This is a genomic window from Microbacterium luticocti DSM 19459 (assembly GCF_000422405.1).
In the GTDB taxonomy this organism is placed as follows: Bacteria; Actinomycetota; Actinomycetes; order Actinomycetales; family Microbacteriaceae; genus Microbacterium; species Microbacterium luticocti.
The window spans coordinates 28488-44246 of sequence record NZ_KE383823.1; the positions used below are offsets into that span (position 1 = coordinate 28488).

The 15759-nt window shown below is 71.7% G+C and carries 15 protein-coding genes; 10 read left to right on the plus strand and 5 right to left on the minus strand.

Going from position 1 to position 15759, the window contains the following annotated elements:
• Positions 1-75: 75 nt before the first annotated feature.
• From H577_RS0112840 to H577_RS0112850, 3 genes are all read right to left on the minus strand, one after another.
• Entirely contained in the window at positions 76-2427 is a 2352-nt protein-coding gene (locus H577_RS0112840; protein WP_029146279.1) for an arylsulfatase, read from the minus strand.
• Positions 2428-2622: 195 nt separating this feature from the next.
• Positions 2623-3279 (minus strand): tRNA (guanosine(46)-N7)-methyltransferase TrmB, encoded by a 657-nt coding sequence (trmB, locus tag H577_RS0112845; RefSeq protein ID WP_156876661.1) that lies wholly within the window; start codon positions 3277-3279, stop codon positions 2623-2625.
• Positions 3280-3345: 66 nt separating this feature from the next.
• Positions 3346-4182, minus strand: a complete 837-nt coding sequence (locus H577_RS0112850; RefSeq protein WP_029146281.1) for a DUF3097 family protein — start codon at positions 4180-4182, stop codon at positions 3346-3348.
• A gap of 142 nt (positions 4183-4324) precedes the next feature.
• Here H577_RS0112850 and H577_RS0112855 point away from each other — a divergent pair, with 142 nt between their 5' ends.
• From H577_RS0112855 to H577_RS0112870, 4 genes are all read left to right on the plus strand, one after another.
• Positions 4325-6328 (plus strand): TPM domain-containing protein, encoded by a 2004-nt coding sequence (locus tag H577_RS0112855; RefSeq protein WP_029146282.1) that lies wholly within the window; start codon positions 4325-4327, stop codon positions 6326-6328.
• A 123-nt stretch (positions 6329-6451) separates the two neighbouring features.
• Complete coding sequence (locus tag H577_RS0112860; protein WP_029146283.1) at positions 6452-7225, plus strand: PspA/IM30 family protein; 774 nt, start codon at positions 6452-6454, stop codon at positions 7223-7225.
• Positions 7226-7292: 67 nt separating this feature from the next.
• Entirely contained in the window at positions 7293-8123 is an 831-nt protein-coding gene (locus tag H577_RS0112865; RefSeq protein WP_029146284.1) for an arginase family protein, read from the plus strand.
• Complete coding sequence (locus H577_RS0112870) at positions 8120-8575, plus strand: hypothetical protein (RefSeq protein ID WP_029146285.1); 456 nt, start codon at positions 8120-8122, stop codon at positions 8573-8575. The genes H577_RS0112865 and H577_RS0112870 overlap by 4 nt, the downstream gene beginning before the upstream one ends.
• 120 nt (positions 8576-8695) lie before the next feature.
• Here H577_RS0112870 and H577_RS0112875 read toward each other — a convergent pair whose 3' ends face one another.
• A complete protein-coding gene (locus H577_RS0112875; protein ID WP_051192023.1) occupies positions 8696-9169 on the minus strand; it encodes an SIP domain-containing protein in 474 nt (157 codons plus the stop codon).
• A 93-nt stretch (positions 9170-9262) separates the two neighbouring features.
• Positions 9263-9739, minus strand: coding sequence for a carboxymuconolactone decarboxylase family protein (locus H577_RS0112880; RefSeq protein WP_029146287.1), 477 nt, complete (start codon positions 9737-9739; stop codon positions 9263-9265).
• A gap of 46 nt (positions 9740-9785) precedes the next feature.
• On the opposite strand from H577_RS0112880, the gene H577_RS0112885 reads away from it, so the two are divergent.
• The 6 genes from H577_RS0112885 (at position 9786) to H577_RS0112910 (ending at position 15739) form a co-directional block, all read left to right on the plus strand.
• Complete coding sequence (locus tag H577_RS0112885) at positions 9786-10715, plus strand: alpha/beta fold hydrolase (RefSeq protein ID WP_029146288.1); 930 nt, start codon at positions 9786-9788, stop codon at positions 10713-10715.
• A 90-nt stretch (positions 10716-10805) separates the two neighbouring features.
• A complete protein-coding gene (locus H577_RS0112890; RefSeq protein ID WP_029146289.1) occupies positions 10806-12311 on the plus strand; it encodes an ABC transporter substrate-binding protein in 1506 nt (501 codons plus the stop codon).
• Entirely contained in the window at positions 12308-13258 is a 951-nt protein-coding gene (locus H577_RS0112895; protein ID WP_029146290.1) for an ABC transporter permease, read from the plus strand. Before H577_RS0112890 ends, H577_RS0112895 begins: the two co-directional genes overlap by 4 nt.
• Complete coding sequence (locus H577_RS0112900; protein WP_029146291.1) at positions 13255-14130, plus strand: ABC transporter permease; 876 nt, start codon at positions 13255-13257, stop codon at positions 14128-14130. The genes H577_RS0112895 and H577_RS0112900 overlap by 4 nt, the downstream gene beginning before the upstream one ends.
• Positions 14127-14915, plus strand: a complete 789-nt coding sequence (locus tag H577_RS0112905; RefSeq protein ID WP_029146292.1) for an ATP-binding cassette domain-containing protein — start codon at positions 14127-14129, stop codon at positions 14913-14915. Before H577_RS0112900 ends, H577_RS0112905 begins: the two co-directional genes overlap by 4 nt.
• On the plus strand, positions 14912-15739 hold the full coding sequence (locus H577_RS0112910; RefSeq protein WP_029146293.1) for an ATP-binding cassette domain-containing protein: 828 nt from the start codon (positions 14912-14914) through the stop codon (positions 15737-15739). Before H577_RS0112905 ends, H577_RS0112910 begins: the two co-directional genes overlap by 4 nt.
• Positions 15740-15759: the final 20 nt, after the last annotated feature.

Sequence of the window (15759 nt, forward strand, 5' to 3'; positions counted from 1 at the left end):
CTCGCATCTCAGTGTTTGCGTCAGGCGGGGTCCCCGCCGCCGAGGCTCGGCGCGGCGCGTCAGCGTGCGCCCACGTCAATCCCGGGCGAACGCCTCGCCCACGCGGGCGTCGGCGTCCCGGGTCGTGCCGGTGCCGAGCAGCCGCACCACCACGTGATGGATGGTTCCGCCGGTGAACGGGAACGGCGGCGCGTAGCTCGCCGAGACCGGCTGCCCCACCTCGCGGCCCACCGTCGCGCCCTCGCCCGCGAGGCTGAAGTACCCCGGCTGGGTGCGGATGCGCTGGCGTGCGGCCGTCTCGCCGTCGATCGTCAGGGTGGCCATCCCGTGCGGTGATCCGTCGACCTGCCCGTCGATCTCGTACCGCACCTCGACGACATGGCGCCCCGAGCGAAGCGGCACCGTCGAGACGAGTTCCTGTTCGAGTTCGCCCAGCCAGTTGTAGATGTATCGCAGCGCACCCTCGCGCACCACGAGTGCGTGCCCGCCGAATCGGGCGCCGAGCGAGTAGACGACCCCGGAGACCTGCGCGGGGTCGTCGATCTCGAGATCCGCGGTGATGCCGAAGGACCGGTGCGGCAGCTCGACGCCGCCGCCGTGCTCCGAGATCGGTGCGCATCCGGGGTACAGCACGAGCGTGTCGGTGAGCCCGGTCATGTTGGGCCGTTCGACGGCGAGGATCTCCTCCGAGTTGCGGTCGTCGATCGGGTAACCGTTGTAGCGCCGCGCCAGCTCGTCCCAGAGACGCTTCAACTCGTCGAGCTTCTCGGGATGCTCCGCAGCCAGGTCGTGCAGCTGGTTGCGGTCCTCGTCGAGGTGATACAGCTCCCACCGGTCCTCGTCGAACCGTCCCCAGCCCGACGGCGTCGGCGCGTGGACGGCACTGGCATGCCAGCCCTGCGACCAGATGCCGCGGGTGCCGAGCATCGAGTAGAACTGCACCGACTTATCCGTCGTCGCCGCCGGGTCGACCAGCGCGGGCAAGAAGCTCACGCCCTCGATCTCGGACTGGTCGATGCCGGCCACCGTCCGGGGCGCCTGGATGCCGAGTGCCTCGAGCACCGTGGGCACCACGTCGATCACGTGCACGTACTCGTGGCACGGCTCGGGGCGGGCTGCGACGCGGGCGGGCCACGACACCAGCAGCGGATCGGCGACCCCGCCTTCGAGGGAGGCGTACGTCTTGTACATCTTGAACGGCGTGTTGAACGCCATCGCCCACCCGTTCGAATAGTGGGGATGCGTGTTCTCGAGGCCGAGGTCGCCCAGCAGCGACAGGTTCAGGTCGAGGTCCTCGGGGATGCCGTTGTACCAGCGGTTCTCGTTCACCGAGCCGGCCGGCCCGCCCTCGGCGCTCGCACCGTTGTCACTGATCACGACGATGAGCGTGTTCTCGATCTGGTCGGTCTCTTCCAGAAAGTCCAGAACCCGGCCGAGGTGGTGATCGGTGTAGGAGAGGTACCCGGCGAAGACCTCGGCCTGCCGCTCCAGAAGGCGGCGCTCATCGGCCGAGAGCGAGTCCCATTCCCGCACCAGATCGCTCTCGTTCCACGACTGACCGTCGGGGCCCGCGGCATCCCGGTAGGGATTCAGCGGCGGCAGCACCGTGTCGTCGGGCACCAACCCGAGCCGCTTCTGGTTCTCGAGCACGATCTCGCGATACCGCTCGTATCCCATCGAGAAGGCACCCGCATACCGGTCGCTCCATTCCCGGGGCGCATGGTGGGGTGCGTGGCCGGCACCGGGGGCGAGGTAGGCGAACCACGGCTTCGCCGGTGCCGCCGAGCGGGAATCGCGCAGGAACTCCAGCGCCCGCTCGGCCAGGTCGGCCGACAGATGGTAGCCCTCGTCGGGACGGGCGGGCGGTTCGACCGGGTGGTTGTCGTAGGTCAGGTCGGGGTACCACTGGTCGGTCAGGCCGCCGAGGAATCCGTAGAAGCGGTCGAATCCCCGCGAGAGCGGCCACGTGCGCTTGGACGCCCCCATGCCCATCTCCACCGCCGGACTCAAGTGCCACTTGCCGAGTGCGAACGTGTTGTAGCCGTGCTCGCGCAGCACCTCGGGAAGCATGCCGTTCTCGCGCGGGATCAGGCACGACAGTCCCGGAAACCCGTCGGCCATCTCGCCGATCGTGCCCATGCCGTTGCTCTGGGCGTTGCGGCCGGTCAGCAGCGAAGCCCTCGTCGGCGAGCACAACGCCGTGGTGTGGAACTGCGAGAAGCGCACGCCGCGCTCGGCGATGCGCCGCATGGTCGGCATCTGGATGAGGCCGCCGTACAGGTCCCAGGCGCCGTACCCGATGTCGTCCCAGACGATGAACAGGATGTTCGGGGCACCCTCGGGTGCGGACGGCTCCAGGTACGGCGCCCAGTCCGGAACCGAGTCGCGGACGTCGGTGGCGATCCGCCCGCCGAACGCCGGCGTCATCGGCGCCGCCCTTCCGCCATGACCGACCGTTGCTGTGCCGTGGATGACATGCGCGACCCTCCGATGTTGTGCGTGGTGTCTCATCGTAGAGCCGGGCGCAACGGCGGGCGAGACAGGAGAATCCCCCGGCCCGGCGCCGGCATCACAACGCCCCGGCCCGCCGTCGCCGCGTGGTACAGAGCCCGTCCCCGATGGTCAGATCCGTGTGTACGCGAGGTCGCGGATCTCGCGGCCGGCGGCCCGGCCCTTGCGCTCGAACGCGGTCATCACGCGCCCGTCGAAGCGAGGCGCCCACTCGCCCTCGAACGCACGCGCGAAGCCGTCCGCGGCATCCATCACCTCTGCCATCTGCAGCGCGTAGTCCTCCCAGTCGGTGGCCAGCCGCAGCATCCCGCCCGCCTTCAGCGCGCGCGCGGCGAGGGCGGCGAACTCGGCCGTGACCAGCCGGCGCTTGGTGTGCCGCTTCTTGTGCCAGGGGTCGGGGAAGAACACCCAGAGTTCGTCGACGGATGCCGCCGGCACCAGGTGCGTGAGCACCTCGGGCGCGTTCGCCTCGACCAGCCGGAGGTTGCCCACTCCGGCCGCGTCGGCGTCCTTCATGGTGCGGGCAAGGCCGGCTTTGAACACCTCGACCGCGAGGAAGTCCGCCTCGGGCCGCGCTGCCGCGGCGTGCACGATCGCGTGCCCCTGTCCCGACCCGATCTCGACGATCAGCGGGGCGGTGCGTCCCCACACCTCGGCCGGATCCAGCTCGGATCCGTGCGCCACGCTCGTGGAGGCGACCGCCCGCGGCACCTCGATCAGGTACCGCGGCGACAGCTCGGACCAGGCGCGTTCCTGCGCCGGGCTCATCCGGCCGCTGCGGCGCACGAACGAGACGGGCTGCTTGCGGAAGGCGGGATCGGGCTCATGCACCCGTCAAGGGTAGGTGACGAAGTCGATGAGCTCCTCGACCCGCCCGAGCAGTGCCGGCTCCAGATCGCGGTACGACCCGACCCGGGCGAGGATGCGCTGCCACGCCCGTGCGATGTCGGCCTGGTCGGCGGCGGGCCAGCCGAACGCCCGACACACCCCCACCTTCCACTCCACGCCGCGCGGCACGACCGGCCAGGCCGGAATGCCGAGCGCGGCCGGACGCACGCACTGCCACACGTCCACGAACGGATGCCCCACGATGCGCACGTGCGCCCCGTGCGGTCCGCGTTCGACGGCCTCGGCGATGCGCGCCTCCTTCGAGCCGGGCACCAGGTGGTCGACGAGCACCCCGTACCGCCGCGCCTGCGACGGCGGGTCCTCGCGCAGCGCGGCGTCGAGCAGGTCGACGCCCTGCAGGTACTCGACGACGACGCCCTCCGCACGCAGGTCGTCACCCCACACCTTCTCGACCAGTTCGGCGTCGTGCCTGCCCTCGACGAAGATGCGGCTCGCGCGGGCGACGCGGGCACGCGCGTCGGCGGCGGCGAATGAACCGGATGCCGTCCGCCGCGGCGCGTGGTCGACCTTCGCCATCGGCGGAGTCAGGATCACCGCCTGGCCGTCCACGAGGAACCCGGGGCCGAGCGGGAACATCCGGCGCCGGCCGTGCCGGTCCTCCAGCTCGACCAGGCCCTGACCGGTCGAAACCACGGCGCCGCAGAAGCCGTCCTCGGCGACCTCGACGACCGCTCCGGGCGTCGCCTCGATCCGGTCCAGCTCGCGCCGGTGCCGGTCGCGCCACCCCGATGCCAGCACGTCCGTGCCGTAGCGGTCGTCCATCTCGCCTCCCGAACCGGTGATCCTATCCGCCGCCGGGCGCCGCGGCCGGCCGACACGCGCCCCCTACCGCAGTGTCGCCCCCTCTGCATAGACTCGCGGAAGGGGCCCGCACGGGCGTGGCACGCGGGCAGAAGGGGGACCGATGCGCGGACGTCGGCTCATGGCGATCGTCGCGGTGTGCGCGGCCCTCGTGATCGGCCCGGCCGTGGCGGCCACCGCCACCGCGCCGGTGATGCTCGGCGCGGACTACGTGCTCGACGACGCCGGGGTGCTCAGCGAGTCGCAGCTGGCCGACGCCGAGAAGGCCGCCCAGCGCTTCGCCGACGAGACCGACATGGAGTTGTGGGCGGTCTACGTCGACACGTTCACCGACCCGTCGTCGGCGCAGGAATGGACCGACCAGGTCGCGACCGACAACGGTCTCGGCTCGAACCAGTACCTGCTCGCAGTCGCCGTCGGCTCGCGGCAGTACTACCTGTCGGGCTCCGCGGACGGCCCGGTCTCGGCCGACCAGCTGATCGAGATCGGCCAGCAGCAGGTGCAGCCCGAGCTGCGCAGCGGCGACTGGGCGGGGGCGGTCGCCGCAACGGCCGACGGGCTGACGGATGCCGCCGGCGGCGGCTCGGGCTCGGGGACGTCCTCCGCCGGCTCGGGCGGCTCGGGCGGCGTGGCCACGGCCGTTCTGATCGTGCTCGTGATCATCGTCGCGATCGTGCTCGTCGTGGTGCTGGTGCGCGCCCGCCGCAAAAAGGCCACGGCGACCGGGCCCGCGCTGCAGAAGCTGGACCCGAAAGAGCTCGCCCGCAGGGCCGGCTCGGCGCTGGTGCAGACCGACGACGCCGTGCGCACCAGCGAACAAGAACTGGGCTTCGCCCGCGCCGAGTTCGGCGACGATGCCACCGCCGAGTTCGCCACGGCGCTCGCGCAGGCCAAGGCCGCCCTCGACCAGGCGTTCGCGCTCAAGCAGAAGCTCGACGACACCGAGGCCGACACGCCCGACGAGGTGCGCACCTGGAACACGCAGATCATCCAGCTGTGCGAGGATGCCGCCCACAACCTCGACGAGAAGGCGGCCGCGTTCGACCAGCTGCGCAAGCTGGAGCAGAACGCCCCCGCCGCCCTGGCCGCCGCACGGCAGCGCCGGCAGCAGGCCGCCGACGGGGTGGATGCCGCGGCCTCCGCCCTCGCGCAGCTGCAGACCGGGTACGCCCCCGAGGCCCTGACCACGGTGGCCGACAACGTGACCCAGGCCCGCGACCGGCTGTCGTTCGCCGATGAGCAGCTGGCGGCGGCGGACGCCGCCGTCACGGCCGGCAAGACCGGTGAGGCGGCGGTGGCGATCCGTGCCGCCGATCAGGCCGCCGATCAGGCCGCCCAGCTGGAACAGGCGATCACCTCACTGGGCGGCGACCTCGCCGAGGCCGAGAAGCAGATCGCCGCGCTCATCCCAGAGCTCGAGGGCGACATCGCCGCCGCGTCCGGCCTTCCCGACCAGGACGGGGCCGTGGCCAAGGCCGTCGCCGCCACCCGCAGCCAGGTGGATGCCGCCAAGGCCGACCTGGCGGCCGGCACCCGGCATCCGCTGGCCACGCTCAAGGCGCTGCAGGCGGTGAACACCCAGATCGACCAGGTGGTGCAGGGCGTGCGCGACGCGCAGGAGCAGCAGCGCCGCGCACAGCAGGTGCTCGGCCAGACGCTCATGCGGGCTCAGGCCCAGGTCTCGGCGGCCGAGGACTTCCTCACCACCCGCCGCGGTGCGATCGGCGCCGATGCCCGCACCCGGCTCGCCCAAGCCGGCGCCGAACTCGTGCAGGCCCAGCAGATGCAGGCGTCCGATCCGGCACAGGCTCTGGTGCACGCGCAGCGGGCCGACCAGCTCGCCGGGCTCGCGTTGCAGGCCGCACAGAACGACGTGGGCGGTTTCGGCGGGTTCGGTGCCGCGTCCGGCACGAGCGGCGGCACCAACATGGGCGCCGTGCTCGGCGGCATCGTGCTCGGCTCGTTGCTCAGCGGTGGGCGCGGCGGCGGGCGCGTCGGCGGATTCGGTGGCGGCGGGTTCGGCGGATTCGGTGGCGGCGGCGGGCGGATCGGCGGCGGCGGCCACATCGGTGGCGGCGGGCGGATCGGCGGCGGCGGGCGGTTCTGAACCCGCGACCAGACCGGAAGAGCACGGCAGACCCGACGCGACCTTGCGACGAACGACACGACCTCGACGAGCGACACACACCCGGAACAGAAGACCTCACACACCCGACAGAAAGGCAAACCGATGGCAAAGCAGTCCATCTTCGGACGGATCTCCACGCTCGTGCGCGCCAACATCAACGCGCTGCTGGACTCCGCCGAGGACCCACAGAAGATGCTCGACCAGCTGGTGCGGGACTACACCAACAACATCGCCGACGCCGAGTCGGCGATCGCCGAGACGATCGGCAACCTGCGCCTTCTCGAGCGCGACCACGAAGAGGACGTGCAGGCCGCCGCCGAATGGGGTCGCAAGGCCCTCGCCGCCAGCCGCAAGGCCGACGAGCTGCGCGCGGGCGGCAACGGCGCCGAGGCCGACAAGTTCGACAACCTGGCCAAGGTGGCGCTGCAGCGCCAGATCCAGCACGAGAACGAGGCGAAGACCGCCGAGCCGCAGCTGGCCGCGCAGAACAAGACCGTCGAGCAGCTCAAGGACGGCCTGAACGGCATGAAGCAGAAGCTCGACCAGCTGAAGGCGAAGTCGGCCGAACTGGTCGCGCGGCAGAAGACCGCCGAGGCGCAGAACAAGGTCGCCGACGCCGTCAAGTCGATCGACGTCATGGACCCGACCAGCGAGCTCGGCCGGTTCGAAGAGAAGATCCGCCGCGAAGAGGCGCTGGCCACCGGCAAGCAGGAGCTGGCCGCCTCGAGCCTGGACGCGCAGTTCAACCAGCTCGACGACATGGGCGAGCTGACCGAGGTCGAGGCGCGGCTGGCCGCGCTGAAGACCGGCGGGCAGGCCGCGCCCGCGCAGGGCGCCATCGACGCCCCGTCGGTTCCCTACACGCCGGGTGCGTGACACCCACGATGCGTGACCCGGATGCCGCGGGAGCACCCTCCCGCGGCATCCCGAACGGGAGGTCTGCATGACCCGCTTCCTCGTCGTGCCGCAATGGCAGGGCTCGTCGTCGGCGCGGGCGATGCAGCTCGTCGACGGCGCCCAGGCGATCGCCGGCGACCTGCCCCGCGCGGCCTGTCAGACCGTGGAGGTGCCGCTGGAGGCGGGCGAGTCGCTCGATTCCGGGGTGCACCGGCTCAGCGCGCTGCAGCACTGCGCACGCGTGCAGCTGACCGCCCTCGCAGAGCTCGCCGACTCGGGCGAACCGGTGCTCAGCGTCGGCGGCGATGCGGGTGTGGCCACCACGGCGGCGCTGGCCGCGACCGGAGCGACCACCGCCGCTCCCGACCCGGGTGCGGCGGTCGTGTGGTTCAGCGCGCACGCAGCCCTGCACGACGCCGACACCTCCCCCACCGGCGCGTTCGACACGATGGCGGTGCGGGCCCTCGTCGACGACGCCGTGCCCCGCCCCGCCGAGCACGGCCTCGACCCCTCACGGGTGGTGCTGGCCGGGGTGCGCGCGATCGACCCGATCGAAGAGCGCGTCGCCGCCAGGCTGGGGCTGAGTGTGATCACCGCCGACGAGCTGACCCCGGCAGCCGTGGTCGCGGCCGTCGGCGACGCGACGTCCGTGTTCGTGCACATCGACCTCGACGTGCTCGACCCGTCCGCGATGGTCGGGCTGAGCGACCCCGAGCCGTTCGGCCCCGACGTGGCCGCGGTCACCGCGTGCATCCAGGCGTTGCGGCAGTCGGCAAGGCTGTGCGGGTCGGCGATCACCGGGTTCTCACCCCCGACGCCGGCCGACGCCGTGGCCGACCTGGGCGCGATCCTGCGCCTGGTCGGGGCGCTGGCATGAGCCCGATCCCCGCCCCCGAGCCCGGCTGGGCCGAACGCGCCGAGCAGGCGGTGGCGCGCGGCCGCCGGATCGATCGGTTCATTCCGGCGGCGCTGCTGGACTCGCCGATCAGCCACGCCGGCGCGGTGTACGGCACGGCCGTGGGCTGGGTGTGGGGCGCGATCTGGAGCACCGGACGCATCGAACGGCGGCACGGGCTGTGGGTGTTCCGCGGCATGCCGAAGCGCACCTTCCGCCGGGGCGGGGTGTGCGTGGGATGCTGCTTCCTCACCGGCGACGACGACCCCACCGACGCGGTGCTGCGCCACGAGGCCGTGCACGCCCGGCAATGGCGCCGCTACGGTTTTCTGATGCCCGTGCTGTACCTGCTGGCCGGGCGCGACCCGCTGCGCAACCGGTTCGAGATCGAGGCCGGTCTCGAAGACGGCAACTATGTGCCGCGCGGGGCGTGACCGGCGCGGTCAACGGGCGCGACGTGCGATCACGCGGTCAGCGCGCGCGACGGGCGATCATGCGGTCAGCGGGGTGACGGGCGGTCACGCGGTCAGCGCGCGCGACGGGCGATCATGCGATCAGCGGGTGCCGAGCCCGTAGCACTGCGGTGCGTGCACCGAACCGGGGGCCCGGCCCAGCCGCTCGGCCAGGTGCTCGACGATCTGTGCGGTGCCGAGGTACCCGCCCAGCAGGAACACGCGGGTGGCGTCCCCCGGGGCGCACATCATCTCGTCGGCCCACGCCGAGACCGCACGCGTCAGCGCCTGACCGCGCGCGCACGCGCGTCCCGACCCGGGCTCACCGCTGCGGGCCGAGCGGTCCAACCAGGTCACCGTCATCCGGCCGGGTGCGGCGAGCGCACCGATCCACGAGGCATCCGGCACCTCGACGAACACCCGCCCGGTGGCGCACACCGGCAGCGTGGCCAGCAGCGCCTGCAGTTCACCGAGCGACGACTCGTCGGCGGCGATGAGATGCTGCACAACGCCGCGGCGTGCGCGACGGCGCGCGACGGCGCTGATCGGGGTGCGGGTGGAGGCGTCGGTGGTCATGACCAGGCCAGTCTAGCGCAAGGTTAGGCATGCCTACCCTTGTGTGAGCTCCGTGTACGACTGCGTGGGGTCCCGTGTGCGACCGATGCGGGCTCACTCCCCGGTCGCGGAGCGCGGGGGAACCGGGTAACGGCCGGCGATCGCGATGCGGTTGAACGAGTTGATCGACACGATCAGCCAGCTCAGCGCCACGTACTCCCGCTCGGAGAGGATGCCGCCGACCCGGTCGTACACGTCGTCGGGGATGCCGGCCTCGTGGATGAACGTGAACGACTCGGTGAGTTCGAGTGCGGCCCGCTCACGGTCGGTGAACACCCCCGACTCGCGCCACGTGGCCAACTGCGCGATGACGTCGGCGTCGAGCCCGGCCGCCACCGCCCGCTCCACGTGCACGCGCACGCAATAGGCGCAGCCGTTCAGCTGCGACGCGTGCAGTTGCACCAGCTCGACCATCCGGTCGTCGAGCCCGGCGTCGCCGGCCTGCTGCCGCACGGTCTTCGCGAACGCGTCGAGGGCCTGGTAGGCCGGTTTGGCCGAACGGGACAGGTGCACGCGGGGCTGCTCGCTCATGGCGCCAGCCTAGCGGCCGCGTCCGAGGTGCCAGAATGGGCCGGTGATCGACGACGATTTCGACGAGTTCTCGTTCCTGCCCGCCCAGGCGGCCGAGATCGGCATCGCCGGCCCGGTGCCCGCAGCCGAGCGGCTGACACTGACCCTGCCCGACGGACGGCGGCTGTCGGCGCTGCGCTACGCGCCGACGGACCGGCCCGACGCCGGCCCGGTGGTGACCTTCCTGCACGGGGCGGGCCTGAACGCGCACACCTGGGACACCACGATCCTCGCGCTCGGCCTGCCCGCCCTGGCCGTCGACCTGCCCGGCCACGGCGACTCGTCGTGGCGCGACGACCTCGCCTACGTCGCCTCGACGCTCGCACCGGACGCCGTGGCCGGGATGCGCGCGTGGACCACGGTCCCCCAGCTGCTGGTCGGCCATTCCCTGGGCGGGCTGACCGCCGCGACGGTGGCCGCCCAGGCCGGCGACCTGGTGCGCTCGCTCGTCGTCGTCGACATCACCCCCGGCATCGACCCGGCCGGCAACGCGCAGCAGATCGCCCGGTTCTTCGCCGGCCCCACCGACTGGGCCAGCCGCGACGAGCTGGTGGAGCGGGCGCTGAGCTTCGGCCTGGGCGGCTCGCGCACCGCCGCGACCCGCGGCGTCTACCTCAACTCGCGGGTGCGTGCCGACGGACGGGTGGAGTGGAAGCACCACTTCGCCCACCTGGCCGCCGCCCGGGCCGCCTCGGGCGCGCCCGACGCGGTGGCCACCGTGCTCGCCGATGCCGGGTGGGCCGACCTGCACGCGGTCACCGCGCCGATCACCCTGATCCGCGGCGACCACGGCTATGTGACCGGCGCCGAAGCCGACGACTTCGCCCGGCGGCTGCCCCACGCCCAGGTGGTGACGGTGCCTACCGGCCACAACGTGCACGAAGAGATGCCCGCCCGGCTCGGCCGGATGCTGCGCGCGCTCGCCGACGCCGGGTGAGCGGCCCCGCGCATCCGTCACCGGTCGAGATGACTCGGTGACCTCCCCGCACGCCGTCTAGGCTTGTGCCAGCCCGCGAAAGGAACCCCCATGCTTCGTCGCACCCTGCTGGCGGCCGCCGCCCTGGTCGCCACGGCCACGCTCGCGCTGACCGGCTGCACCGGCGACTCTCAGACCCCCACAGGCACCGGGACCCCCGACCCCGACGCCTCGGTCGCGATCCGGCTGGTGCTCGAGCCGAGCAACCTCGACATCCGACAGACCTCGGGTGCCGCGCTCGACCAGATCCTGATGGACAACGTGTACCAGGGCTTGGTCTCGCGCACGCCCGAGCAGAAGATCGTTCCGGCCTTGGCCAGCGAGTACCAGGTCTCACCCGACGGGCTGACCTACACGTTCACGCTGCGCGAGGGCGTCACCTTCGCCGACGGTCAGCCGTTGACCGCCGACGACGTGGTGTGGTCGCTGACCCAGCACAAGACCCAGAAGGGCTGGACCGACGCCGACACGCTGGCCCGTGTCAAGGACGTCACCGCAGACGGTCAGACCATCACGATCACGATGAACGAGCCCGACTCGCAGCTGCTGTGGAACCTGACCGGCCGGGCAGGCGTCATCCTGAAAAAGGGCGACACGGTCGACTACAAGACCGCGACCAACGGCACCGGCCCGTTCCTTCTGGCCGGCTGGAAGCAGGGCGACTCGATCACCTTCGAACGCAACGACAAGTACTGGGGCACGCCCGCGAAGGTCAAAGAGATCGTCTTCGACTACATCCCCGACACGCAGGCCGCGCTCAACGCCGCCCAGGCCGGCGAGGTCGACGTGGTCACCGGGTTCGACGCGAACCTGAAGCAGCAGATCGAGCAGAACGGCGACTTCCGCCTCGTGCTCGGAAAGTCCACCGACAAGGGCACCCTGGCGATGAACAGCCACAACCGGTGGCTGAAGGACAAGCGGGTGCGCCAGGCCATCCGGCAGGCGATCGACCACAAGGCCGTCATCACCGCGCTCGGCGCCGGCCAGACGCTGTACGGACCGATCCCCGAGCTCGACCCCGGTTACGAAGACCTGTCGTCGCTGGTGCCGTACGACCCGGCGAAGGCGAAGCAGCTGCTGAAGGATGCCGGTGCCGAGAACATCACGCTGACGCTCACGATCTACAACGGCTACGGCACCACCATCCCGCAGATCCTCGTCTCGGACCTGCACGCGGTCGGCATCACCCTCAAGGTGAACTCGGTGGAGTTCCCCACCTGGCTCAACGACGTGTACGTCAACAAGGACTACGACCTCAGCTTCGTGCTGCACACAGAGGCCCGCGACTTCGAGAACTGGGCGAACCCGGACTACTACTTCACCTACGACAACCCGAAGGTGCAGCAGCTGTACCAGGACTCGCTCAGCGCGACCAGCGAGGACGAAGCCGCCGACCTGCTGCGGCAGGCCGCCCGCATCGTGTCGGAGGACATGGCCGCGGACTGGGTGTACAACGGCGCGTCCGTGGTCGCGGTGGGCACTAACATCACCGGTATGCCGTCCGTGAACGTCAACGAACGCCTCAACCTCGCCGAGATCGCCAAGAGCACGGAGTGATCCGCTACGCGCTGACGCGACTGACCCTGCTCGTGGTCGGGCTGTTCGTCGCCAGCGTGCTGATCTTCCTCACCCTCCGGGTGCTGCCCGGAGACGTGGCTCAGCTCATCGCCGGCACCAACAGCACCCCCGAGCAGGTCGCGGCCATCCGCGGGCAGCTCCACCTGGGCGATCCCCTGCCGGTGCAGTACGCCACCTGGATCGGCGGCGTGCTGCGCGGCGACTTCGGCCGGTCGCTGATCACCGGCAGCCCCGTGCTGGGCGAGCTGGTGCAGAAGGCGCAGGTCACCGTGCCGCTCGGTCTTCTGGCGATGGCGATCGCCCTGGTGATCGCGGTGCCGCTGGGGGTGCTGGCCGCCGTGTTGCGCGCCCGGGCGGGCGGCACCGCGCTGAACGTCGCCGCGCAGACACTGGCCGCGGTGCCGGTGGTGTGGGCGGGCATGATGCTCGTCGTGGTGTTCGCGGTGTGGCTGGGTTGGCTGCCGGCGCAGGGCTTTCCCCGCGCCGGGTGGCATCAGCCCGGCCTCGCGCTGCGGTCGCTACTGCTGCCGGCGCTGACGATCGGGATCGTCGAGGGCGCCATGCTGCTGCGGTTCGTGCGCAGCGCCACCCTGCAGGCGGTGGGCCAGGACTTCGTGCGCACCGCCGCCGCCAAGGGGCTCACCCGCACCCAGGCGCTCATCCGGCACGGTCTGCCCAGCATGGCGCTGTCGGTGATCACGGTGCTCGGCCTGCAGGTGGCCGGCATCATCGTCGGGGCCGTCGTCATCGAGCAGCTGTTCTCGCTGCCGGGCATCGGACGGATGCTGGTGGCCGACGTCGGCAACCGCGACCTGGTCAAAGTGCAGGGCGAACTGCTCGTGCTCACCGGGTTCGTGCTGGTGATCGGGTTCGCGGTCGACCTGGTGCACCGCGCCATCGACCCGCGGCAACGGGAGGCGGCATGACCGGCTCCTGGCTGCGCCGGCTCTGGCGCCTGTCCACCGGGCGGTTCGGCCTGGTGGTGGCGGCCGTGGTCGTGGCCACGGCGCTGATCGCCTGGGTCTGGACCCCGTTCGACCCGCAGCACGTCGACATCGCGGCGCGGTGGCAGGGCCCCGGCTGGCCGCACCTGTTGGGCACCGACGGCTCGGGTCGTGACATCCTGAGCCTTCTCATGCGCGGGGCGGGTACGACCGTGTTCGTCGCGGTGGGCGCGGCGCTGATCGCGACCGTGGTCGGCATCGCGCTCGCATCGCTGGGCGCCCTGGCGGCCCGGTGGGTGCGCGAGTCGGTGGCGGTGCTGGTCGACATCCTCATCGCATTCCCGGTGCTGCTGATCGCGCTGATGATCTCGGCGATCTGGGGGCGGTCGCTGTGGGTGGTGATCTGGGCGGTCGGCATCGGCTTCGGCGTGAACATCGCCCGGGTCACCCGGCCCGAGCTGCGCCGCGTACTGCACAGCGACTTCGTGCTGGCCGGGCGGGCCAGCGGACTCACCCCGGCGCAGAACCTGTACCGACATCTGCTGCCGAACGTGGCGCCGGTGTTCATCGTGCAGCTGTCGTGGGGCATGGCCGTCGCCGTGCTCGCCGAGGCGGGCCTGTCGTACCTGGGTGTGGGGGCGCCGGTCACCCAGCCCAGCTGGGGGCTGCTGCTGGCCGAGCTGCAGCAGTTCCTCACCGTGCACCCGCTGTCGGTGCTGTGGCCAGGGCTGGCGATCACGCTCACTGTGCTCGGCCTGAACCTGCTCGGTGACGCGCTGCGCGAGGCGACCGACCCCACCTTGTCGCGCCGTGACGACGGCGCGCGGATGCCACAGCCGGAGGTGGTCGCATGAGTCTGCGCGTGCGCGACCTGACTGTGCACATCGGCGGCCGCCGCGTGGTCGACGGCGTCTCGTTCGACGTCGCCGACGGGCAACGGCTGGGTCTTGTCGGCGAGTCCGGATCGGGCAAGTCGCTGACCGCACTCGCGATCCTCGGTCTGCTGCCCGACGGGGCGCGCGCGACCGGCAGCATCCGGTGGAACGATCGCGAACTGATCGGCATGCCCGACCGGCAGCTGGCCGGCATCCGCGGCGACGAGATCGGCATCGTCTTCCAGGAGCCGCGCACCGCCCTGAACCCGATCCGCACCGTCGGCCGGCAGATCGCCGAGGCGGTGCGCATCCACGAGCGCATCTCACGGCGCGAGGCCCGCCGGCGCGCGATCGCCGAGGCGGCCCGGGTGCACCTGCCCGATCCGGAGCGGATCGTCGACCGGTACCCGCACCAGCTCTCGGGCGGGCAGCGGCAGCGGGTCGCGATCGCCATGGCACTGGCGTGCCGGCCGCGGCTGCTGATCGCCGACGAGCCCACGACGGCGCTGGACGTGACGATCCAGGCCGAGATCCTCGACCTGCTGCAGGGCCTGGTCGCCGACGACGGCATGTCGCTGGTGTTCATCACCCACGACCTCGCGGTGCTGTCGCAGATCGCCGCCGACGCCGTGGTGCTCGATCACGGCCGGGTGGTGGAGCAGGCGCCGGTGCGCACCCTGCTGACCGCCCCCACCTCGCCGGTGGCGCAGGGGCTGCTGCGCGATGCCACCGCGACGGTGTGGAAGCCGGAGGGCCGGGCATGACGTCATCCTTTCTGCTGCAGGCACGCGGACTGACCCGGCGCTACCGGGGGCCGCGCGTGAGGATGTTCGGGCCGCGTGCGGTCACCACGGCGCTGGCCGACGCGGACATCGACGTGCGCGAGGGCACCGCGATGGGCGTGATCGGCGAGTCCGGGTCGGGAAAGTCGACGCTGATGCGGCTGCTGCTGGCGCTGGACGCGCCGACCTCGGGCACCGTGGTCTTCGACGGGCAGGCGGTGGATGCCACCTCCGGCGCCCGTGCGCTGCATTGGTTGCGCCGGCAGACGGGCATCGTGTTCCAGGACCCGTACGCGTCGCTGGACCCTCGGATGAGCGTGGGACGGATCGTGGGCGAGCCGCTGTGGGCGCTGGGTCTTTCCGGCGACGGCGCTCCGGGCTCGGCCGGCCGCCGCGACCGGGTGCGCGACGTGCTCGTCGACGTGGGACTCGAGCCCGAGATGGCGAACCGCTTCCCACACGAGTTCTCGGGCGGGCAACGGCAGCGCATCGCGCTGGCGCGGGCGATCGTGCACCGCCCCCGCCTGCTGATCGGCGACGAGCCGCTGTCGGCGCTGGATGTCACCGTGCGGGCGCAGATCCTCGAGGTGCTGCGCCGGCTGCGTCAGCGCGACGGGCTGACCCTGATCATGGTCTCGCACGACATCGGCGTCGTGCAGAGCCTGTGCGACGAGGTCGTGGTGATGAAGGACGGCCGCATCGTCGAGGAGGGACCGACCGAGAAGGTGCTGCTGGAGCCTCAGGTGGCCTACACGCGGCGGTTGCTGGCATCCATTCCGGTCATCGACCCGGGTGCCGGTGTCTGAACCCGGGGTTACCCTCGGGA